Consider the following 19339-nt stretch of genomic DNA (forward strand, 5'->3'; position numbering starts at 1 on the left):
TGGCTTTTCTAATTTCAGGCAAATGGCTCCATCATATTGAAAGACGGTTGGGTGAACCATTCCGCACCTTGTTCCGTCATATAGAAATGATCTTCCAGACGGATGCCGAATTGCTCTGGCACGACAATCATCGGTTCAACAGAACAACACATGCCCTCTTGCAGCATAGTCTTATTACCGCGCACCAGATAAGGCGCCTCGTGAATGGTCATGCCAATACCGTGACCGGTGCGATGCGGCAGCCCCGGCAACCGGTAATCAGGCCCGAGACCATGGCGCTCCAAAACCGCACGCGCGGCATCATCCACAGAGCCGCAACTTATGCCGGCCTTTGCAGCATCAAAGGCAGCAAGCTGCGCCTCTTTCTCAATATTCCAGATACGCAGTTGTTGTGCAGTCGGCGTGCCAAAAATATAAGTGCGCGTCAGATCAGAATTATAGCCCTGTACCAGACAACCGGTATCGACCAGCACGATATCATTTTCAGCCAGCACATCATCCTGCGGCAAACCATGGGGAAAAGCAGTTGAACGGCCAAATTGCACGGCGCAAAAAGTGCTGCCATTGCTGCCGATCGCCTTATGTGTTTCATGGATAAAATTGCGCACTGTGCTGGCTTTGATACCGACATGAAGAATACGTGCCGCGCGGCGCTGCACCTCCAGCGTCATCTGCATCGCCTGTTTCATAATTGCGATTTCTGCCGGTGATTTCACACAGCGGCAGCCATCAATCACGGCTGCGGCATCTATCAGGCGCACATTGCTGGCAGCTTTGCCGATCTTGCTTGCCATGCCAAAAGGCAGCGCCGGATCAACGGCCAGAACCTTGCAATTCTCATCTCTAAGAATTTGTGCAACAAGAGCTGAGGGGCTCTCATGCTCTTCCCAAAGCCGGAGATGCGCATCTATAATTCGTACAGCCTCCAGCGAACCCGCCTCAAAAGCCGGACAAACCAGATAAGGCTCCCCTTCAAGCGGCAGCACCATCGCCACCAGACGCTCAATCATGCTCCAGCCGATACCGGTAAAATAGTCAAGGCTGGTGCCTGCCCCCACGATCAATGCATCAGCACCGCTGGCCACCATCAGTTCGCGGGCTTTTTCAAGGCGTGCCAGCCGCTCGCGCACTGTAATTGCCGGTGCAATATCCGTCCAAGAGCGAACAAAAGCCAGTTCCGTTGCATAATCAGAACCACCAATCATTGGATTACCTTCCTGCAAAGTCCGATTTGCAATCTCATATATCAGTTTTATATGGCAGCAGATATTATTTTTTGCTCAACACTACGGATGCAACCCAATAAATTACCTTGCTGATTTGCTTTGCGCTGTTCTTTCTGGTTATGACGGGTTTTGGCCATTAAAATGCAGCAAAGCCGCCCCGCCATTAAGCCCGGCACCGGCTGCCGTTAACAAAACCAGATCCCCCTTGTGGTATTGATGCCGCCCCAAAGACAGGCTGAGCGGAATGGTGGCTGCCGATGAATTGCCGTAATCCGTGATGGTGCGCGCGGTGACAGCATTGTTCAGTTGCAGCTGCGAGGCCACGGCATCAAAAATCCGCGCATTGGCCTGATGCGGCACAAAATGGCGGATTGCATCCGGTGCAATATTGGCTTGATGCAAAACTTTTCTGCCGCATTCTGTCATGATCCTGACCGCCTGTGCAAACATGGTGCGGCCGTCACGCATGGTCATCAATGTTTCACCTGCGGGAATGCTGATAAGATCATAATAGCTGCCATCGCTGGTGAGTGCGGAACTGACAAGATGGCAATATCCGTGGCCGGATGGCGCCAGCACAACCGCGCCCGCCGCATCCCCGAATATAATTGCCGATGCCCGCTCCTGCCGGTTTATACGGCGCGAGAGAATATTGGCCGCAACAATCAGCACCATTTGCCCCTGTGTGCGCACCAGCCCATCGCCCAGCACCAGAGCATGGAGAAAACCGGAACAGGCTCCGGCAAGATCGACCGCGCCGGCACACGCCAGCCCTAATTTATGCGCCAGCAAAGGTGCGGAAGGTGGCAACAAATGATCCGGCGTTGAGGTTGCCAGTATCACCATCCCTATTTCTGACGGGGATATTGCCGCATGATCCAGCGCCATGCGCCCGGCCTGTGCCGCAAGATCGGTTAAACAATCTTTCTCCCCGACCCAATAGCGGCTGCGGATGCCGGTGCGGCGTTCGATCCAGCCATGGTCAAGCCCGAGCTCTGCCTCAATTTCTGCATTAAAAACCTGACGCTTTGGCACAGCATGGCCAAAGCCGATAAGAGATGACGGATAAAAGCCGCTCATAATTTGCCACATTGCAACAGTGTGGCAGCCTCATCTATCAACTGATAGCCCTGCTGCAACTCCTGCTCTGTTACGCAATAAGGCGGCATAAGATAAAGCACATTGCCAAGCGGGCGCAGCAACACATTATGCGCACGAAAAAACGCCTTCAGCCGCAAGGCAATATCTGAGAGATAGCCGCCCGATTGTGTTTTGAAATCCAGTGCTGTGATGGTTCCGCATTGGCGGATATTTTCAAAACGCGGATCATCTTTAAAACGTGCCAGCCCGCGGCTCTGCATGGCCTGCACATTGTGCACACGCTGCAAAACCGGCTCATTACGCCAGAGCTGCACATTGGCAAGCCCTGCCGCACAGGCAATCGGATTTGCCGTGTAGGAACTTGAATGATAGAAAGTGCGGCTGCGATCGGTTGAAAGATGCGCCTCAAAAATCTTCGGCACACAAAGTGTTGCCGCCAGGGGCAGAGCCCCGCCGGTAATGCCTTTGGACAGACACAGAATATCCGGTGTGATCCCGGCCTGCTCACTGGCAAATAAAGTGCCGGTGCGTCCCCAGCCGGTCATCACCTCATCACAGATGAGTAAAACACCATAGGCCTCGGCAATAGATTTTAACTGCCGCAGCACATATGCCGGATAAATTTTCATGCCGCCTGCGCCAAGCACCAGCGGTTCAACGAGCAAGGCCGCCAGGTCACCATGGCGGCAAAGCTGTTCAAATACATCCAGCGTTTGTTGTTCGCGCCCCTCAGCAGGAAAGGGAATTGTCGCCACATCATAAAGCAATGCTCCGTAGGCGGCATTAAATACACCGCGCTCACCGGCCGACATGGTGCCGATTGTATCGCCGTGATAACTGCCCGCCATAACCGCAACTTTTGAGCGCTTTTCACCGCGGTTATGGAAATAGCCAAGCGCCATTTTCAAGCCCACTTCCACCGAGGTTGAGCCGCTGTCAGAATAAAAAACATGGGCAAGCCCCTGCGGCGCAATATGGATTAATTCCTGCGCCAGTTGCTCGGCAGGCTCATGACTGTAATCTGCAAAAATAATCTGATCATAATGTTCTGTCGCCTGCCGGATGGCCTGCATGACAGCAGGATAGCGGTGACCATGGGTGATGACCCACCATGATGAGATAAGGTCAAGGATTTTGCGTCCGTCTTCATCAATAAGATATGCGCCTTCAGTGTGAATAATTTTTTTTGTAACCGGCTCCAGCATATGCTGGGTAAAGGGATGCCAGACCGGTGAAGAATAGCGGGTCATTGCACCACTCCGGTAAAATCAGCCCTGTTGAAATTTGCCGCAAAAGCCTGCGCCAGTGATTGCGGATTCAGATCATCCAGCAGCGGCAGGCGGCCAAGACGGCGCACATTGCCCAGTTCACAGATTATCCCTTCACTATCCTCATGCGCATGACCGATAAAGGCCATGCCCAATACCGGAATATTGCGACTGCGCAATGCTTGCAGCGATAACAGGCTATGATTGATTGTGCCAAGCTGTGTGCGGGCACAAAGAATGACCGGATATTGCCAGCGGGCAAAGACATCAAGATAAGTTTGCCTGCGGCTCAGCGGCACCATCAGCCCGCCAGCCCCTTCCACCACCAGCGGCTTGCTGCAGCGGGGAATATTTAATTTTTCAGGATCAATCTCCACACCTTCACGGCTTGCTGAAAGATGCGGGGAAGCTGGCAATTGCAGGCGCCATTGTTCCGGCAAGACAGAGCAATCCGGTGCCAAACGGCGCACAATTGCACTATCTGTCTCTTCCTCCAGACCCGATTGCACCGGTTTCCAGTAACCGGCCTGCAGAGCCTGGGCAAGTGCTGCGCTGAAAATGGTTTTGCCAATGCCGGTATCGGTACCACTAACAATAAAGACAGGATTATTCATAAGAATTTGCACTCTCTTTTAGCAGGTCAGCCATATGGCTGATCTGCGCCTCATTACTATGAAGTGTAATGGAAATACGCAGCTGTGCCGTGCCGGGCGGCACTGTTGGCGGACGAATGGCACGAATGTCAAAACCATGATCCTGCATGGCCGCAGCCAGCATTACAGCGCGCTGATTATCGCCCACAATAAACGGAATGATCTGTGAGCCGCTTTGCGGCAAATATTGCCCTGCATGGCGCATAAGTGTGTGCAATCGCTCCCGTCTTTGCGGCTCTGCTGCCAGAATTTTCAGGCTGCCGCGCACAATGGCCGCCTGCAGGGGGGATGGCGCTGTGGTAAAAATAAAGCCGCGCGCACGGTTGATCAGCACATCAATCAAAGGTTTAGCGGCGCAAAGCAACGCACCGGAAGCACCAAGCGCCTTGCCGCAAGTGTGCAGGATCAACACATTATCCCGTCCGGCCAGACCGGCAGCCAAGCCCCGCCCGTGCGCACCGAATATGCCGGTTGCATGCGCCTCATCAATATAAAGAAAACAGCCGTAGCGGTCAGCCAGCGCGCCAAGCTCTGCCAGCGGCGCGCGGTCACCATCCATGGAATAGAGGCTCTCCGCCACCAGCCAAATAGCGCCGCCCTTTTCTATTGCGCGAAAATTGCGAATAGCTGTTTCAAAGGCGGCTATATCATTATGCGGCACGCTTTGTATTCTTGCCTTGCCTGCCTGCATTCCCGCATGGATACTGGCATGAACAAGCGCATCATAAAGCACCAGATCGCCCATCTGCGGCAGTGTTGCAAACACCGCCTGATTGGCATCATAACCACTGGCAAAATATAAAACCTGCTCTGCGCTGAAAAAATCTGCAGCCTCGGCTTCAAGCGCCTCATGTTCAGGGTGATGGCCACGCAAAAGACGTGAGCCACCGGAGCCAACCGGTACACCACGCTCCAGCGCCTCACGGGCAACATCCCGTAGTTGCGTTGACCCTGCCAGCGCCAGATAATCATTGGATGAAAAATCGGCACCCTGCGCCATAGTCAACTTGCGCAGCCGCCCCTTACCCGCAAGCCGTTGCAAAAGTGCATGATAGGGCTGCATCAGCATGTGCAGCCAGCCTCATCTGCGGTTTCGGCCTGCAGACCCAAGCGTTTGAGCAAAGCGGCATCGCGGTCATCGCCGGCATTGGCGGCGGTAAGCAAAACATCACCGATGAAAATAGAATTGGCACCGGCGAAAAAACACATCGCCTGCATTTCATCGCTCATATTGCTGCGCCCTGCCGTGAGACGCACATGCGATGTTGGCATCATAATCCGTGCCAGGGCAATAATACGGATAAAGGCAATGGAATCCACCGGTTTGGCATCGGCAAGTCTGGAGCCCTCAATCGGGATCAGCATATTGATCGGCACGCTTTGCGGCACTTGCTCAAGATTGGCCAGCGTCACCAGCATATTAACGCGATCCTGCTCGCTCTCGCCCATGCCTAAAATACCGCCGGAACAAACATTGATACCGGCCATGCGCACATTATCCAGCGTATCCAGCCTATCTGCAAAGGTGCGGGTGGTGATAATCTGCGGATAAAATTCCTCTGATGTATCAATATTATGATTATAATAATCCAGCCCCGCCGCACGCAGCCGCTGCGCTTGCGGCAGCGACAACATGCCAAGTGTCATGCAGGTTTCCATACCAAGCGCCTTAACGCCCTCAACCATGGCAACAACCATATCCATATCGCGCTCTTTAGGGCTGCGCCAGGCAGCCCCCATGCAATAACGCGTGGCGCCTTCTGCTTTTGCCTGACGCGCCTGTGCCAATACGCGCTCAACCTCCATGAGTTTGGATGCTTTCAACCCTGTGGAATTGTGTGCTGATTGACTGCAATAAAAACAGTCCTCCGGACAACCGCCGGTCTTGATACTCAGCAATTTGCTCATCTGCAGGCGGTTGGGATCAAAATTTTTCCGGTGAATAACATGTGCCTGAAACAGCAAGTCATTGAAGGGCTGATCATAAATCCGCCGCGCTTCCTCCGGTGTCCAGCGATTGATCTTGGTTTGCTCTCTCACTTCACATTCCGGCATTTGTTTCAACCTCAAATTATAGATAATTTATAAAGAATCGCAATTTTTAGCATGGATAAGACGTAAAATACGCGCCGTCCAGACATTAATATCTATTTTATTTTCTAATTCTATATTAAATATTATAAATTATCTATAATTTTAAAAGTGCCGTCAAATTTCTCACAATGCCGGCTACCGGCACTCCCTCAGACTTGCCTTATGTGCGTAATTGCCGTTTTTACCTGTTATGCCGGCAGCAATCCCGCCCTGCAGGGCTGAGGGCTCAAAATATCGCGCCAGTTATCGGGCTGCGGAAAATGCTGTTTTTCTGCGCCATTATCTACACAGCATCAGCTGTGCAGATTGCGGCCGAGCGCCGTAAAGGCTGCCTCCTGAAAAGCCTCGCCGCGGGTTGGATGGGCATGAATTGTCTGCGCCACATCTTCCAGCACAGCCCCCATTTCCACCGCCAGGGCAAAACCATTGACAAGCTCGGACACATCATGGCCAACCGCCTGAATACCCAGCACCAGATGATTATCCGCCCGTGCAATAATACGCACAAAACCGCTTTCATCCTGCTGGGTCATGGCGCGGCCATTGGCGGTGAAGGGAAAAATACCGGTGACAATCTCATAATCTTCGCGTTTTGCCTGATCAGGCATCAAGCCCACACAAACCACCTCCGGATCCGTAAAGCAAACAGAAGGAATGACCGGTTCCTCAAAGGCTGATTTTTTTCCGGCAAGATGCTCGGCCAGCATAGTGCCCTGTGCCATCGCACGATGCGCCAGCATCGGCTCGCCGGTTATATCCCCGATTGCCCACACATTGAGCATTGATGTTGCGCAATATTTATCAATGCGGATGAAAGCGCCGTTCATCGCCAGATCAAGGCGCTCCAGACCGAAACCGCCAATATTAGGCCGCCTGCCAACAGCAACCAGAAAACGATCCGCCTCCACCGGCACCGCCGCACCGCTGCCATGCTGATGCACCTGCAAAATGCGCCCGTCTTCACTCAGCTCCCGTGCTTCACTGCGGGTCATGACCGTTACCCCCAGTGCTGTCAGCCTTTTACGAACCGGCGCAGTTAATTCCAGATCCCATAGCGGCAAAATACGATCTGCCGCTTCAATAAGCGTTACCTGTGAGCCGAGTTTGGCAAAGGCTGTACTCAATTCCACCCCGATATAACCGGCACCAACCACCGCCAGTTTTTTCGGTATTTCCGTAAGTGCCAATGCATCGGTTGAGGAAATAACATTGCCCCCGAACGGCAGTGCCGGAATTTGTAATGGTGCAGAACCTGTTGCCAGCACCAGATGCTGGGTACGGATGCGTGTTGTGCCGGCTTTGCCATGCACCAGCACGGTTTTGCCATCCTGTATCTCTGCCGTGCCTTTCAGCACCGTTACCCTTTGCTTGCGCAACAGCCCTTCCACACCGCCGGTCAGACGCCGCACAATGGCGTTTTTCCATTTCAGAGTTTTAGCCCAATCCAGCGTAACATCTCCCGTCTGCAGGCCAAATACCGAGCCCTGCTGCCGGCCAAGCGCCTGATAATAGGCATCTGCCGCATGGATCAGCGCTTTAGAGGGAATACAGCCGATATTAAGACAAGTGCCGCCCAGCTGATCTTTTTCAACCAATATCACCGGTAGCCCCAATTGTCCGGCGCGGATGGCAGCAACATAGCCGGCAGGTCCGCCGCCGATGATCAGAATTTTTGTTGCAATATCTTCCATCTTACACCTCGATAAAAAGTGTTGCGGGAACTTCAAGCAATTGTTTGATGCGGCGGATAAAAGCCGCAGCCTCATAGCCATCAATCATCCGGTGGTCAAAAGAGGAAGACAGGTTCATCATTCTGCGCGGCACAAACTGGTTATCCTGCCATTGCGGACGCACGGCAATGCGGTTAATGCCGATAATTGCCACTTCCGGCTGATTAATCACCGGCGCTGTCACCAGCCCGCCAAGCTCGCCTAAGCTGGTAATGGTAATTGTGGAGCCGGTCAGTTCTTCACGCCTTGCCGTTCCCTCACGTGCGGCACCGGCAAGGCGCACAATCTCCGCCGCCGCTGCCCAGAGATCCATGGCCTCTGCGTGGTGCAGAACCGGCACCATAAGCCCGTTTGGCGTCTGTGTTGCCACTCCGATATGCGCCGCCTCATGGCGGGTTAAAATTTGCGCCTCTTCATCATAAAGCGCGTTCATTTGCGGAAAATCACGCAAGGCCACAACCAGCGCCCGCACAATAAATGGCAGCACAGTCAGCTTGCCGCGTGAAGCCGCATGGCTGTTATTGAGGGATGCCCGTAAAAGCTCCAGATCCGTAACATCCACTTCCTCAACATAGGAAAAATGCGCCACTTCACGGCAGGCTCTGGCCATGCGCTCGGCTATTTTACGGCGCAGACCGCTGACCTTGATCACCTCCACGCCATCGCGGCGTGCATAGTGGCTGCCATGCGCGCTGCCGCCGCTTTTCACAAATTTATCCAGATCATCACGGGTAATGCGCCCTGCAGGGCCGCTGCCCCTGATCTGCGCCAGATCAATCGCAAGCTCCCGCGCCAATGCCCGCACCGCCGGTGAGGCAACAGGCTTATTTTGCGCAATCTTCAAAGATGCGGGCGATGAAGCGGGCATCACAACCGGTGCTAAAACCGAAACCGGTGCTGATTTTTCCGGCTCTCCCTGCGGCGCATCCGGCGTGAATTGTGTTGCAGCAATGGTCTGATGCGGCAATTCCTCCCCAGCCTCTGTGCCCTCCACCTCGATCTCAGCCAGCATGGCACCAACAGCCATTACTGTTCCCGCCTCAGCCCCGATGGCCAGCACGGTTCCTGCAACAGGCGACGGCACTTCCACCGTTGCCTTATCGGTCATCACTGCCGCAAGCAGCTGATCCTCGGCAATCACATCACCTGTTTTTACATGCCATTCAATAATTTCAACTTCTGCGACACCTTCACCGATATCCGGCATTTTAATGATCTTTTTTACCATTTATGCCTCCATCACCTGAATAAGCGCACGGCCGACACGCTCAGGCCCTGGGAAATAATCCCATTCATGGGCATGCGGATAGGGCGTATCCCAGCCGGTTACGCGCAGGATCGGCGCTTCAAGATGATAAAAACAACGCTCCTGCACTTCTGCCGCCAATTGCGTGCCAAAACCTGAAAGCCGCGTGGCTTCATGCACGATTACGCAGCGTCCGGTTTTGGCAACAGAGGCGGTAATCGTATCAATATCCAGCGGCACCAGCGAGCGCAGATCAATCACCTCTGCATCAATGCCGGTTTCAGCCGCAGCCGCCTCAGCCACATGCACCATTGTGCCATAAGCCAGCACTGTTACCGCCGCCCCCTCTCGCCGGATAGCCGCCTTGCCGATAGGAATGGAATAATAGCCCTCCGGCGTCTCGCTCAAAACATGCTTTGACCACGGCACAACCGGCTGATCATAATGGCCGTTGAAAGGCCCGTTATAGAGCCGCTTCGGCTCCAGAAAAATCACCGGATCATCATTCTCGATTGCCGCAATCAGCAGGCCTTTGGCATCATGGGGATTGGAAGGAATAATGGTCTGCAAACCGGCCACATGGGTAAACACCGCCTCCGGGCTCTGGCTATGGGTTTGCGCCCCGAAAATACCGCCGCCGCAGGGCATGCGGATGACCATTGGCGCATTATAATCGCCGGCAGAGCGAAACCGCAAACGCGCGGCTTCCGAGACAATCTGATCATAAGCAGGATAGACATAATCGGCAAACTGAATTTCCACCACAGGACGCAGACCATAAGCCCCCATGCCGACAGCAACACCGACAATGCCTGTTTCCGAGATCGGCGTATCAAAACACCGCGCCTCGCCATATTTGCGCTGCAACCCTTCCGTACAGCGGAAAACACCACCGAAAAAGCCGACATCCTGACCAAACACGATCACCTTGTCATCGCGCTCCATCATCACATCCATCGCCTCACGGATGGCCTCAATCATTGTACGTCTTGGCGCTGATTTCTGTGCGGACATGATCAATACCCCATCTGCTGGCGCTGTTCGCGCAAATGTTGCGGCATGTCTTTATAAACATCTTCAAACATTGTGGCCGGGCTGGCCTTCGGCCCCTCATGCAATGTGCCATATTTCAACGCTTCGCGGGCAGCATCATTGATCTCCGCATCAATGCCGGCAAGAAGCTGCACATTGCGCTCCTCACTCCACTCCCCCTTGCCGATCAAATGCTGTTTCAGCCGCTCAACCGGATCACCCAGCGGCCAGCTCGTCTCCTCCTCCTTGGCGCGATATTTGCTCGGATCATCGGATGTGGAATGAGGTGCCACACGATAGGTTACCCATTCAATCAATGTCGGGCCCAGATTGCGCCGCGCCCGCTCCGCAGCCCAGCTGGCAGCGGCATAAACAGCCAGATAATCATTGCCATCCACACGCAGGGACGGAATGGCAAAACCATGGGCACGGGCTGCAAAACTGATATTTTCACCCCCCGCCACAGTTTGCGGCGATGAAATCGCCCATTGATTATTGACAATATTAAGCACCACCGGCGGGCGGTAAACGGACGCAAAAACCAGCGCCGCATGAAAATCGCTCTCGGCGGTGGAGCCATCGCCGATCCATCCGGCGGCAATCTTGCTGTCACCGCGCAAGGCTGAGGCCATAGCCCAGCCCACAGCCTGCACAAATTGCGTGCCGAGATTGCCGGAAATAGAGAAAAAACCGGCCTCCGGTGCCGAGTAAAAAATCGGCAATTGCCGCCCTTTAAGATGATCTTTTTCGTTGGAGAGCACCTGACACATCATATCTGTCAGCGACCATTCCTGTGCAATCAGCAATCCCTGCTGGCGATAGGTGGGAAAATTCATATCCCCTTTTTGCATCACCATCTGAAAAGCGCAGGCAATTGCCTCTTCTCCGGTGCATTGCATGTAAAAGGAAGTCTGCCCCTGGCGCTGCATGCGCATCATGCGCCGGTCATAGGCGCGGGTTTTCAGCATCGAGCGCAGGCCTTGCCGCAATTGCTCTGCGCTCAGATCCGGCACCCATTCGCCTTTTGCCTCGCCATCATCATCCAGCACGCGGATAAGGCTATAGGCCAGATCGTGAATATCAAACGGATCTGCATCAACAGGCGGGCGGCGCATTTCCCCAGCCGCAGCAAAGCGCAGGCGGGGATTGGCAGGCTCCATATTTTCTCCCCGCGCCATTCTTGGCATATGTAATGAGAGTGGCGGATATGACATGACTGTACTTCTCCAATGGCTGGAACTGACACTGCATGCTGTCTCTGCCGCGCTTTCATCTGCGGCAGAGTTTATTCCGTTTATCCCCTGTTATTCCCCCCTTGATAATTTAAAATTCCGGCCACGGCCTTTGCTGCGGGCGCAGGGTTTCATAAGCGCGGGCAAGGCGCAATACACCAAGATCATCAAAACGCTGGCCGATAATCTGCAGGCCGATTGGCAGGCCTTTTTCCGTATAGCCGCAATTCAGTGACACTGCAGGCTGTTCTGACATATTCATGGCAACAGTAAAGGCGATATGCTCAAACGGGCGCTGCGGATCATTAAGCGGCGAAGCCCATTCTGCCGGATAAGCCGGCATAGGCGCTGTTGGCGAAATCATGAAATCATAAGGGCTAATTGCGGCAAGGGCTGCATGGCGCATGGCATCAATCTGGGCAAAACCTGCATAAACCTGTGCGCCGTCCAGATTTTTCCCGCCTTCCGCCCATTGATAAATATAGGGCAGAATTTTCTGCTGATTTTCCGGTGTCATTGCGCAAATATCTTTCCATGAACGCACACGCCAGAAATGATCCAGCCCGTCAATCATCTCACGGGTAAGATATGCAGGCACAGCTTCAACAATCGCTCCCGCATTGGCAAAAGTTTGCGCCGCGGCCTCCACTGCAGCCCTGACCTGCGGCTCCACAGCAGAGCCAAAACCGGCATCCAGCCATAAGCCGATGCGCAAACCTTTGATATCACGCTCCAGATCCATCCAGTCCATATGCTGATAAGGCAGGCTCATCGCATCACGCCGGTCAGGTCTGGAGAGAACAGACATATAAAGGGCAGCATCTGTAACCGTGCGGGTCATCGGGCCTGCCACACGGCCGATAAAGGGCGGATCAATCGGAATACGCCCGAAAGACGGCTTGAGCCCCACAATCCCGCACCAGCCGGCAGGCAGGCGGATGGAGCCGCCAATATCCGTACCGATATGCAACGGCCCATAGCCGGCAGCAGCGGCAGCCCCTGCACCCGCACTTGAACCGCCGGGATTGGCTGCCACATCCCAGGGGTTGCGCGCCAATTCATGAAAACTCGACAAGCCGGAAGACAACATACCAAGATCAGGCATTGTGGTTTTACCAAGAATAATCCCCCCGCTCTCCCGGGAGCGTGCAGCAGGCGGGGCATCTTTGGCCGCCGGATCAAGGGCAATGGCCGCACAGCCAAGCGGCACCGGCAAGCCCTTTGTGGCGATATTTTCTTTAATTGTCAGCGGCACGCCATCAATCGGCCCGCGCTCTTCCCTGCGCCTCCAGCGCGCCTCCGATTGTGTTGCTGCGGCAAGCGCCGCTTCCGGCTCAAAGGCCCACATCGCATGAAGATGCGGTTCATAAGCCTCAATACGGTCAATTACCGCTTCTGTCACCTCAACCGGCGAAAGGCTGCCCGTCCTGAAACCGGCGACCATTTCCACTGCACTTAAATCTGCAAGCTCAGACATATATGTCTCCCATTTTCTGCTGCCCGCAACCTCTTGGCGGGTTTTACGGGCACACAGACTTTCCGTCTTTCATCATAATATTTTTTTCACTGCGGTTTCACCCGCATTTTGCGGCGGCCGCAAAATGGTTTTGGCACTGCCTGTACCAGTCTTTGAGTGTAAGGATGCTGCGGATGATCAAAAACCGTATTGGTCGCACCTTCTTCAACAATTTTACCCTGATAGATGACTGCAACACGATCTGTTATCACCCGCATGACTCCAAGATCATGGCTGATAAACAGATAAGACAGGCCAAATTGCTCCTGCAGATCCATCATCAGGTTAAGAACCTGCGCCTGAATGGAAACATCCAGCGCCGAAACCGGCTCATCGGCCACAATCAGCGACGGACGCGTGATCAATGCACGGGCAATGGCGATACGCTGGCGTTGCCCGCCGGAAAATTCATGCGGATATTTATCCGCGGCAGATGCCGGCAGGCCAACAGCTTCAAGAACTTGGCTTATACGCTGCTCGCGGCTTTGCGCGGTGGTGCCGCCCTCCAGTGACAAAACCGGCTCGGCAAGAATACGGCGCACCGTATGGCGCGGATCAAGTGAACCGTAAGGATCCTGAAAAATCGCCTGAAACTCTTTACGCGCCGCTTTCAGCGCCGTGCGGTTGAGGCTGTAAATATCCTTGCCGTTAATTGTCACACTGCCTGATTGCGGGCGCTCCAGCCCCATGACGGAGCGGGCAAGTGTGGATTTGCCAGAGCCGGATTCACCAACAATGCCAAGGCTTTCGCCTTTTTGCAAAGTAAGGCTCACACCATGCAGCACCCGCAGGCTTTGCGGTTTGGACAGCAAGGATTGTTTGGGCAGCCTATATTCGCGTATCAGATCACGCACTTCCAAAAGCACAGTCATAGCGCCACCTCATCCATAAGCATTTCTGTTTTAAGACAAATCATCAGAAATGCTCTATCTCTCAGTTTTCGCGCATTGCGGATGTAAAACCGGTTCCCCCTTTTGCTGGAAATGCTCCAGCGGATGGAAACAGGCGACATAATGGCTATTTTCCAAAAAGGCGCACCCCTGCAGCGCCGGAACCGATGCGCGGCAATCATCCTGCACATAAGGGCAGCGATCGGCAAAACCGCATTGCGGCAAACGGCTGAACGGATCCGGCACCACACCGGGAATAGCGGTAAGACGCCGGCGTTTTTCCCCGCTGTGCTGACCGGGCAAAACAGCCAGACTATGGGGCGAGGCTGCAAACAGCCCGCGTGTATAAGGGTGTGCCATGCGGGCAAACACATCATCTGTCGCCCCGCTTTCCACCACTCGCCCCGCATACATCACCGCGATATGATCTGTCATTTCAGACACCACACCAAGATCATGGGTAATCAGCAGCAAGGCCGTGCCGCTTTCGTCAATCAACTCATCCAGAAGATCAAGAATTTGCGCCTGCACTGTCACATCCAGTGCGGTTGTTGGTTCATCGGCAATCAGCAGTTCCGGTTCGCAGGCCAGAGCCATGGCAATCATCACGCGCTGGCGCTGCCCGCCGGATAATTGATGGGGGTAAAGATCAAGATCAAAACGCGGAGAGCCAAGCCCCACACGATCAAGCAGACGGCGTGCGGCCTTTTCGGCATCGGCGCGGTTTTCGCCCATATGCAGGCGGCGGCCTTCACTGATCTGCGCCCCGATAGTCCTGATCGGGTTCAGCGCCGTCATCGGCTCCTGAAAAATCATCGCCATTTGCCGCCCGCGCATGGAGCAGCGTGCGCTCTCACCAAGCATAGCCAGATCCTGCCCTGCAAAGCACATCTTGCCGCGCATTGTCATACGATGCGGCAAAAGCCCCATCACCGCCAGCGCGGTCACCGATTTACCGGAGCCGGATTCCCCCACTATGCCAAGGCGTTCGCCACGGTGCACTGTCAGGTGAATATCCGATAAAATCTCGGCATGCCTGCCGCCTGCAGACAGCAATATATCAAGATTGCGGATTTCAAGAAGCGGCTCCCTCATCTCTGCCTCCTGACCCGGGGATCAAGCGTATCGCGCAATCCGTCGCCAAGCATATTCAGCCCCAACACCGCAAGCGTAATTGCAAGCCCCGGAAAAATTGCCAGATGCGGCGCATCATAAATATAGGTTTGCGCATCATTGAGCATCTTCCCCCAGCTTGGATGCGGCGGCTGCGTGCCAAGGCCGACATAGGACAACCCCGCTTCAGCAACAATTGCAAGCGCGAACTGAATGGTTGCCTGCACAATCAGCACATGGCCGATATTGGGCAGGATATGATCAAGCGTTATCGCCACATCGCCACGCCCTGCACAACGGGCAGCCAGCACATAATCGCGGCTCCACAACCCCATGGATGCGCCGCGTGTGATACGGGCAAAAACCGGAATATTGAAAATACCAATGGCAATCATTGCATTAACCGCACCGGGGCCGAACACGGCTGTGATGATTACCGCTGTCAAAAGTGCGGGAAAGGCAAAAGCAAGATCCGTCATGCGCATCACTAAACCATCGGCCATGCCGCCGCGCGCTGCGGCAAAACTGCCGAGCGGCACCCCAAGCCCCATACCCACAGCAACGGCAATGAGCGCCACAAACAGGGAGTTGCGGGCACCAACCATAATCATTGACAAGACATCACGGCCAAATGCATCTGTGCCAAGCCAGTGCTGCGCCGAGGGTGCTTGCAATTTGTGCATAAAATTCATCGCTGTGGCACTGTAAGGTGTCCAGAACAGCGATAAAAACGCCATTGCCAGCAGAAAAACTGTAATCAGCGTGCCGATAAACAGGCTGCGGCTCATGCCAAAAGCCAAAACAAGCTTGTGCCCGCTACGCGTGAGCCCTTGCATCATAGTCATACACGCCCCCCTGAAGACAGACGCGGATCCAGATAGCCATAGGCCATATCGACCAGAAAATTGACCGCTATCACGCTTGCGGCAAGCAGGGTTACCAGCGATTGCACAGTGACCAGATCACGCTGGGCAATAGACTGAAAAATCAACCTTCCCAAACCCGGCAAATTGAACACGTTTTCAATAATAATTGTGCCTGCCAGAAGAAATGAGAATTGCAGGCCAAGAATTGTCACCACAGGTATAAGCGCATTGGGGGTTGCATGTTTCCACAAGGCGGCATTGCGGCTCAAACCTTTGGCGCGGGCAGTGCGCACAAAGTCCTCATTCAGCGTTTCAAGCACCGCAGAACGGGTAACACGCGCCAGAATGGCTGCCAGAGGCAGAGCCAGTGCCACAGCAGGCAAGACAAGGGAACGGATGCCGGCCCACAGGCCATTTTCCCAACCGGCAAAACCTGAGGCAGGAAACCAGCCAAGCGTGAGCGCGAAAAACAGGATCAGCAACAGCCCGAGCCAGAAATTGGGCACAGCCACACCAATCTGCGCCACGCCCATGCCCAGAACATCCGTGGCGCTGCCGCGCTTTGCAGCAGCAATCACCCCAAGCGGGATGGCCATGACAACAGACAAAACCATTGCCATAACCGCCAGCGGCAAAGTTACCTGAAGGCGCGGGCCGAGCAGCTCACTGACGGGGACGGAATAGGTATAGCTTGTGCCAAAATCGCCGATAAAAAACCCGCCGATCCAGTCAAAATACCGCATAATCAACGGCGCATCGAGCCCGAGTTGTTTATGCAATGCCGCCAGGGTATCAGGCTGCGCATTAATGCCGAGCATAATCGCCGCAGGGTCACCAGGCAGCACCTGCATCAAAAGAAATATGATGATTGAGGCCGCAAGGGTGGTCAGGATCAGAGAAATCAGACGCCCCGTAAAATAACGTAACAAATGCGGCCTCCCTTCATTTCATAACAAGATTGAAACATTGCCCTTGCGGCCGATCCGCAGGGCAATGGCCTTACTTGTCCCAGTAAACATGGGTCAGATCATTGGCCGGAATGGTCTGGTTCTTCCACATGCCTTTCAGCCTCTTATCCCAGACACCTATTTTCGGCAGCGCGTAGAGGAATATATTCGGCTCATCCTCGGCAAGTTTGCGCTGCAGCCGGCCAAGCAGATCAAGCTGTTGTTTCTCATCCACAGTTTCCGAGAATTGCTTATAAAGCGCCTTATATTCAGGGCTGTTATAGTTGAAATAATATTTATCCCGCGCATAAATATCGAGATCGCGGGTTTCAACATGTGCAATAATCGTTGCGTCAAAATCGCTGCGGGCAAAGACCTGATCCAGCCATTGTGCAAATTCCACCGGCACCAATCTGGCCTGAATGCCTATCTCGGCCAGCATAGCGGCAATCACCTCGCCGCCACGGCGCGCATAGGCAGGCGGCGGCAGCATAATGGTCATTTCTGTTCCCGCAGGCACGCCTGCCTGCGCAAGCAGTTCTTTGGCCTTTGCCACATCATAAGGATAGGTATCGCTCAAATCGATATAGCCGGGCTCTGCCGGCGTGTAATGGGCGCCGATTGTTTTGGCAAGGCCGGTGGTAATCGCCTCCTGCACCCCGTTGCGGTCAATAGCATGGGCTAGCGCACGGCGCACACGCACATCATCAAACGGCTTGCGCGCATTATTGAGCGACATGATCACCTTGCCCGCCGTAGAGCCGATCTCAACGGCAAGGCGCTCATCACCCTGCAAGCGGCCGATCAGCTCCGGCGCCGGAAATTCCGGAAAAGCATCAACATCACCGGCCATAACCGCCGCCGCTGCCGCAGACGGATCGCTGATAAAGCGGAAAGTAACAGCAGAAAGTCTGGCAGGCTCACCCCAATAATCAGGATTGCGCTCAAACTCCACGCGGTCCCCCTGCACCCAGCGTTTGAATTTGAACGGGCCTGTACCAACCGGATTGGTCTTATTGGTGGCAACCGTATCCGGCGCCATCATCACCGCATCACCCCAGCCCATTCCAAACAGAAAAGTGGATGACGGACGCTTGAGTGTGACAACAGCCGTTGCCCGATCAGGGCACTCTGTCTTTTCAATCGGTGCAAATAATGCTTTCTGCGCATTGGTGGAATCCGGTGCCATCGCCCTGTCATAGGTAAATTTTACCACCGAGCAGTCAAATGGCGTACCGTTATGAAATTTTACGCCGTCACGCAGTTTGAATGTATAGGTCAGATTATCCGGCGAAATCGTCCAGCTTTCTGCCAGATTTGGCTTAACCGCGCCATCCTCATCAATGCGCACCAAACCTTCATAAAGATTATTATAGGTCAGGCGGCGAATGGAGGCAGCAGCATTTGCCGTTGGATCCAGACCCGGAGGCTCCAGAACCTCACCAATTGCCAATGTGTCTTTTGCCAGCCCCGCACCGCTTGCCGCCGCAACCGCAACACTTGTCATTGCTGCCAGTATAAGCTGCCTGGTTATATATTGATATCGCATCGCCTGTCCCCTTGTTTATACCATGCTGATAGTGCTCAGGCATGGCCGGAATAGAACCCGTCAACCTTATCGTGAACCATTATCAGTTCAAAGGCCTATCACCGCTCAGATCCTCGTTTTCAGATTGAACGCCCGCCATCCACATCCAATGCAACACCGGTGATCATACTGGCAGCCGGCGAACACAGAAATGCCGCGCTCTGCGCCAGATCTTCCGGTTTCAGCAGGCGGCCAAGCGGGATGGAAGCGCGGAATTTCTGCCGGATTTCTTCCGTATCCTCCCCCATAAAAGTTGTGAGCAACGGGGTTTCACCAGCCACAGGGTTAAGCGCATTAACGCGTATATTATAAGCGGCAAGCTCAATTGCCAGTGCCTTTGTGGCAGAAACCACCCAGCCTTTGGTGGCATTATACCAAGCGAGGTTGGGGCGCGGGCGGGCAGCACCGGTTGATGCAATATTGAGAATGACACCCCCGCCATTCTCTTTAAAATGCGGAATCAACGCGCGGCTCATCAGATAAATTCCGCGAATATTGACCCCGACAATCCGGTCGAATTCATCCGGCTGTATATCTTCTGCCGGCTGCGGCTTGTGGCCTATACCGGCATTATTGACCAGAATATCCACCCGCCCGAAATGCATGACCGCCTGACGCACGGCCTCAGCCACGGCATCTTGCCGGGCAATATCGGCTTCAACCGCCAGCGCCTGTGCGCCAAGCTCACCCGCCACACGTTTTGCGCCTGCAGCATCACGATCCGCCACCACAATATTTGCACCCTCACGGGCAAATTTGCGTGCCATGGCCTTTCCAAAACCTGAGCCCGCGCCGGTGATGATTGCGGTTTTCCTGTCAAGCGAACCAGTCATCAGA

General features: G+C 54.2%; 17 protein-coding genes. All 17 read right to left on the reverse strand.

Features of this window, described 5'->3' with window-relative positions; translation table 11 throughout:
• Window positions 1-14: 14 nt before the first annotated feature.
• The 17 genes from ACSTTO_RS13225 to ACSTTO_RS13305 all read right to left on the reverse strand — a co-directional run bounded on the left by ACSTTO_RS13225 (window position 15) and on the right by ACSTTO_RS13305 (window position 19335).
• Window positions 15-1205, reverse strand: a complete 1191-nt coding sequence (locus ACSTTO_RS13225; RefSeq protein ID WP_439273698.1) for a M24 family metallopeptidase — start codon at window positions 1203-1205, stop codon at window positions 15-17.
• A gap of 138 nt (window positions 1206-1343) precedes the next feature.
• Window positions 1344-2306: a beta-ketoacyl-ACP synthase III gene (locus tag ACSTTO_RS13230; protein WP_439273700.1), complete on the reverse strand. Its 963-nt coding sequence runs from the start codon at window positions 2304-2306 to the stop codon at window positions 1344-1346.
• A complete protein-coding gene (locus tag ACSTTO_RS13235; protein ID WP_439273701.1) occupies window positions 2303-3577 on the reverse strand; it encodes an adenosylmethionine--8-amino-7-oxononanoate transaminase in 1275 nt (424 codons plus the stop codon). The genes ACSTTO_RS13230 and ACSTTO_RS13235 overlap by 4 nt, the downstream gene beginning before the upstream one ends.
• Entirely contained in the window at window positions 3574-4209 is a 636-nt protein-coding gene (gene bioD / locus ACSTTO_RS13240) for a dethiobiotin synthase (RefSeq protein ID WP_439273702.1), read from the reverse strand. Before bioD ends, ACSTTO_RS13235 begins: the two co-directional genes overlap by 4 nt.
• Window positions 4202-5317, reverse strand: a complete 1116-nt coding sequence (locus ACSTTO_RS13245; protein WP_439273704.1) for an 8-amino-7-oxononanoate synthase — start codon at window positions 5315-5317, stop codon at window positions 4202-4204. Before ACSTTO_RS13245 ends, bioD begins: the two co-directional genes overlap by 8 nt.
• Window positions 5311-6288 carry a biotin synthase BioB gene (gene bioB / locus ACSTTO_RS13250; protein WP_439273705.1) on the reverse strand — a complete coding sequence of 326 codons (978 nt, stop codon included), beginning with the start codon at window positions 6286-6288 and terminating at the stop codon, window positions 5311-5313. Before bioB ends, ACSTTO_RS13245 begins: the two co-directional genes overlap by 7 nt.
• Before the next feature lie 347 nt (window positions 6289-6635).
• A complete protein-coding gene (gene lpdA / locus ACSTTO_RS13255) occupies window positions 6636-8033 on the reverse strand; it encodes a dihydrolipoyl dehydrogenase (protein WP_439273707.1) in 1398 nt (465 codons plus the stop codon).
• Window position 8034: 1 nt separating this feature from the next.
• A complete protein-coding gene (locus ACSTTO_RS13260) occupies window positions 8035-9300 on the reverse strand; it encodes a dihydrolipoamide acetyltransferase family protein (RefSeq protein ID WP_439273709.1) in 1266 nt (421 codons plus the stop codon).
• On the reverse strand, window positions 9301-10332 hold the full coding sequence (locus ACSTTO_RS13265) for an alpha-ketoacid dehydrogenase subunit beta (protein WP_439273710.1): 1032 nt from the start codon (window positions 10330-10332) through the stop codon (window positions 9301-9303). It lies immediately after the preceding gene.
• 2 nt (window positions 10333-10334) lie between these two features.
• Window positions 10335-11564, reverse strand: coding sequence for a thiamine pyrophosphate-dependent enzyme (locus ACSTTO_RS13270; protein WP_439273712.1), 1230 nt, complete (start codon window positions 11562-11564; stop codon window positions 10335-10337).
• 109 nt (window positions 11565-11673) lie between these two features.
• Window positions 11674-13059: an amidase gene (locus ACSTTO_RS13275; protein WP_439273713.1), complete on the reverse strand. Its 1386-nt coding sequence runs from the start codon at window positions 13057-13059 to the stop codon at window positions 11674-11676.
• A gap of 86 nt (window positions 13060-13145) precedes the next feature.
• Entirely contained in the window at window positions 13146-13970 is an 825-nt protein-coding gene (locus ACSTTO_RS13280; protein WP_439273715.1) for an ATP-binding cassette domain-containing protein, read from the reverse strand.
• Window positions 13971-14024: 54 nt separating this feature from the next.
• Window positions 14025-15083 carry an ABC transporter ATP-binding protein gene (locus ACSTTO_RS13285; RefSeq protein WP_439273716.1) on the reverse strand — a complete coding sequence of 353 codons (1059 nt, stop codon included), beginning with the start codon at window positions 15081-15083 and terminating at the stop codon, window positions 14025-14027.
• Window positions 15080-15940 carry an ABC transporter permease gene (locus ACSTTO_RS13290; RefSeq protein ID WP_439273829.1) on the reverse strand — a complete coding sequence of 287 codons (861 nt, stop codon included), beginning with the start codon at window positions 15938-15940 and terminating at the stop codon, window positions 15080-15082. Before ACSTTO_RS13290 ends, ACSTTO_RS13285 begins: the two co-directional genes overlap by 4 nt.
• 2 nt (window positions 15941-15942) lie before the next feature.
• Entirely contained in the window at window positions 15943-16896 is a 954-nt protein-coding gene (locus tag ACSTTO_RS13295; RefSeq protein ID WP_439273717.1) for an ABC transporter permease, read from the reverse strand.
• Between the two features lie 70 nt (window positions 16897-16966).
• Window positions 16967-18421: an ABC transporter substrate-binding protein gene (locus ACSTTO_RS13300; protein ID WP_439273719.1), complete on the reverse strand. Its 1455-nt coding sequence runs from the start codon at window positions 18419-18421 to the stop codon at window positions 16967-16969.
• A gap of 161 nt (window positions 18422-18582) precedes the next feature.
• Window positions 18583-19335 (reverse strand): glucose 1-dehydrogenase, encoded by a 753-nt coding sequence (locus tag ACSTTO_RS13305; RefSeq protein ID WP_439273830.1) that lies wholly within the window; start codon window positions 19333-19335, stop codon window positions 18583-18585.
• Window positions 19336-19339: the final 4 nt, after the last annotated feature.

This window comes from Pseudochrobactrum albidum, from assembly GCF_051851455.1.
In the GTDB taxonomy this organism is placed as follows: domain Bacteria; phylum Pseudomonadota; class Alphaproteobacteria; order Rhizobiales; family Rhizobiaceae; genus Pseudochrobactrum.

Coding starts and splice junctions, on each gene's coding strand:
- ACSTTO_RS13280 (WP_439273715.1), bottom strand. CDS start 13,970: ATGACTGTGCTTTTGGAAGTGCGTGATCTGATACGCGAATATAGGCTG.
- ACSTTO_RS13225 (WP_439273698.1), bottom strand. CDS start 1,205: ATGATTGGTGGTTCTGATTATGCAACGGAACTGGCTTTTGTTCGCTCT.
- ACSTTO_RS13235 (WP_439273701.1), bottom strand. CDS start 3,577: ATGACCCGCTATTCTTCACCGGTCTGGCATCCCTTTACCCAGCATATG.
- lpdA (WP_439273707.1), bottom strand. CDS start 8,033: ATGGAAGATATTGCAACAAAAATTCTGATCATCGGCGGCGGACCTGCC.
- ACSTTO_RS13230 (WP_439273700.1), bottom strand. CDS start 2,306: ATGAGCGGCTTTTATCCGTCATCTCTTATCGGCTTTGGCCATGCTGTG.
- ACSTTO_RS13305 (WP_439273830.1), bottom strand. CDS start 19,335: ATGACTGGTTCGCTTGACAGGAAAACCGCAATCATCACCGGCGCGGGC.
- ACSTTO_RS13275 (WP_439273713.1), bottom strand. CDS start 13,059: ATGTCTGAGCTTGCAGATTTAAGTGCAGTGGAAATGGTCGCCGGTTTC.
- bioD (WP_439273702.1), bottom strand. CDS start 4,209: ATGAATAATCCTGTCTTTATTGTTAGTGGTACCGATACCGGCATTGGC.
- ACSTTO_RS13300 (WP_439273719.1), bottom strand. CDS start 18,421: ATGACAAGTGTTGCGGTTGCGGCGGCAAGCGGTGCGGGGCTGGCAAAA.
- ACSTTO_RS13260 (WP_439273709.1), bottom strand. CDS start 9,300: ATGGTAAAAAAGATCATTAAAATGCCGGATATCGGTGAAGGTGTCGCA.
- ACSTTO_RS13245 (WP_439273704.1), bottom strand. CDS start 5,317: ATGCTGATGCAGCCCTATCATGCACTTTTGCAACGGCTTGCGGGTAAG.
- ACSTTO_RS13265 (WP_439273710.1), bottom strand. CDS start 10,332: ATGTCCGCACAGAAATCAGCGCCAAGACGTACAATGATTGAGGCCATC.
- ACSTTO_RS13290 (WP_439273829.1), bottom strand. CDS start 15,940: ATGATGCAAGGGCTCACGCGTAGCGGGCACAAGCTTGTTTTGGCTTTT.
- ACSTTO_RS13285 (WP_439273716.1), bottom strand. CDS start 15,083: ATGAGGGAGCCGCTTCTTGAAATCCGCAATCTTGATATATTGCTGTCT.
- ACSTTO_RS13270 (WP_439273712.1), bottom strand. CDS start 11,564: ATGTCATATCCGCCACTCTCATTACATATGCCAAGAATGGCGCGGGGA.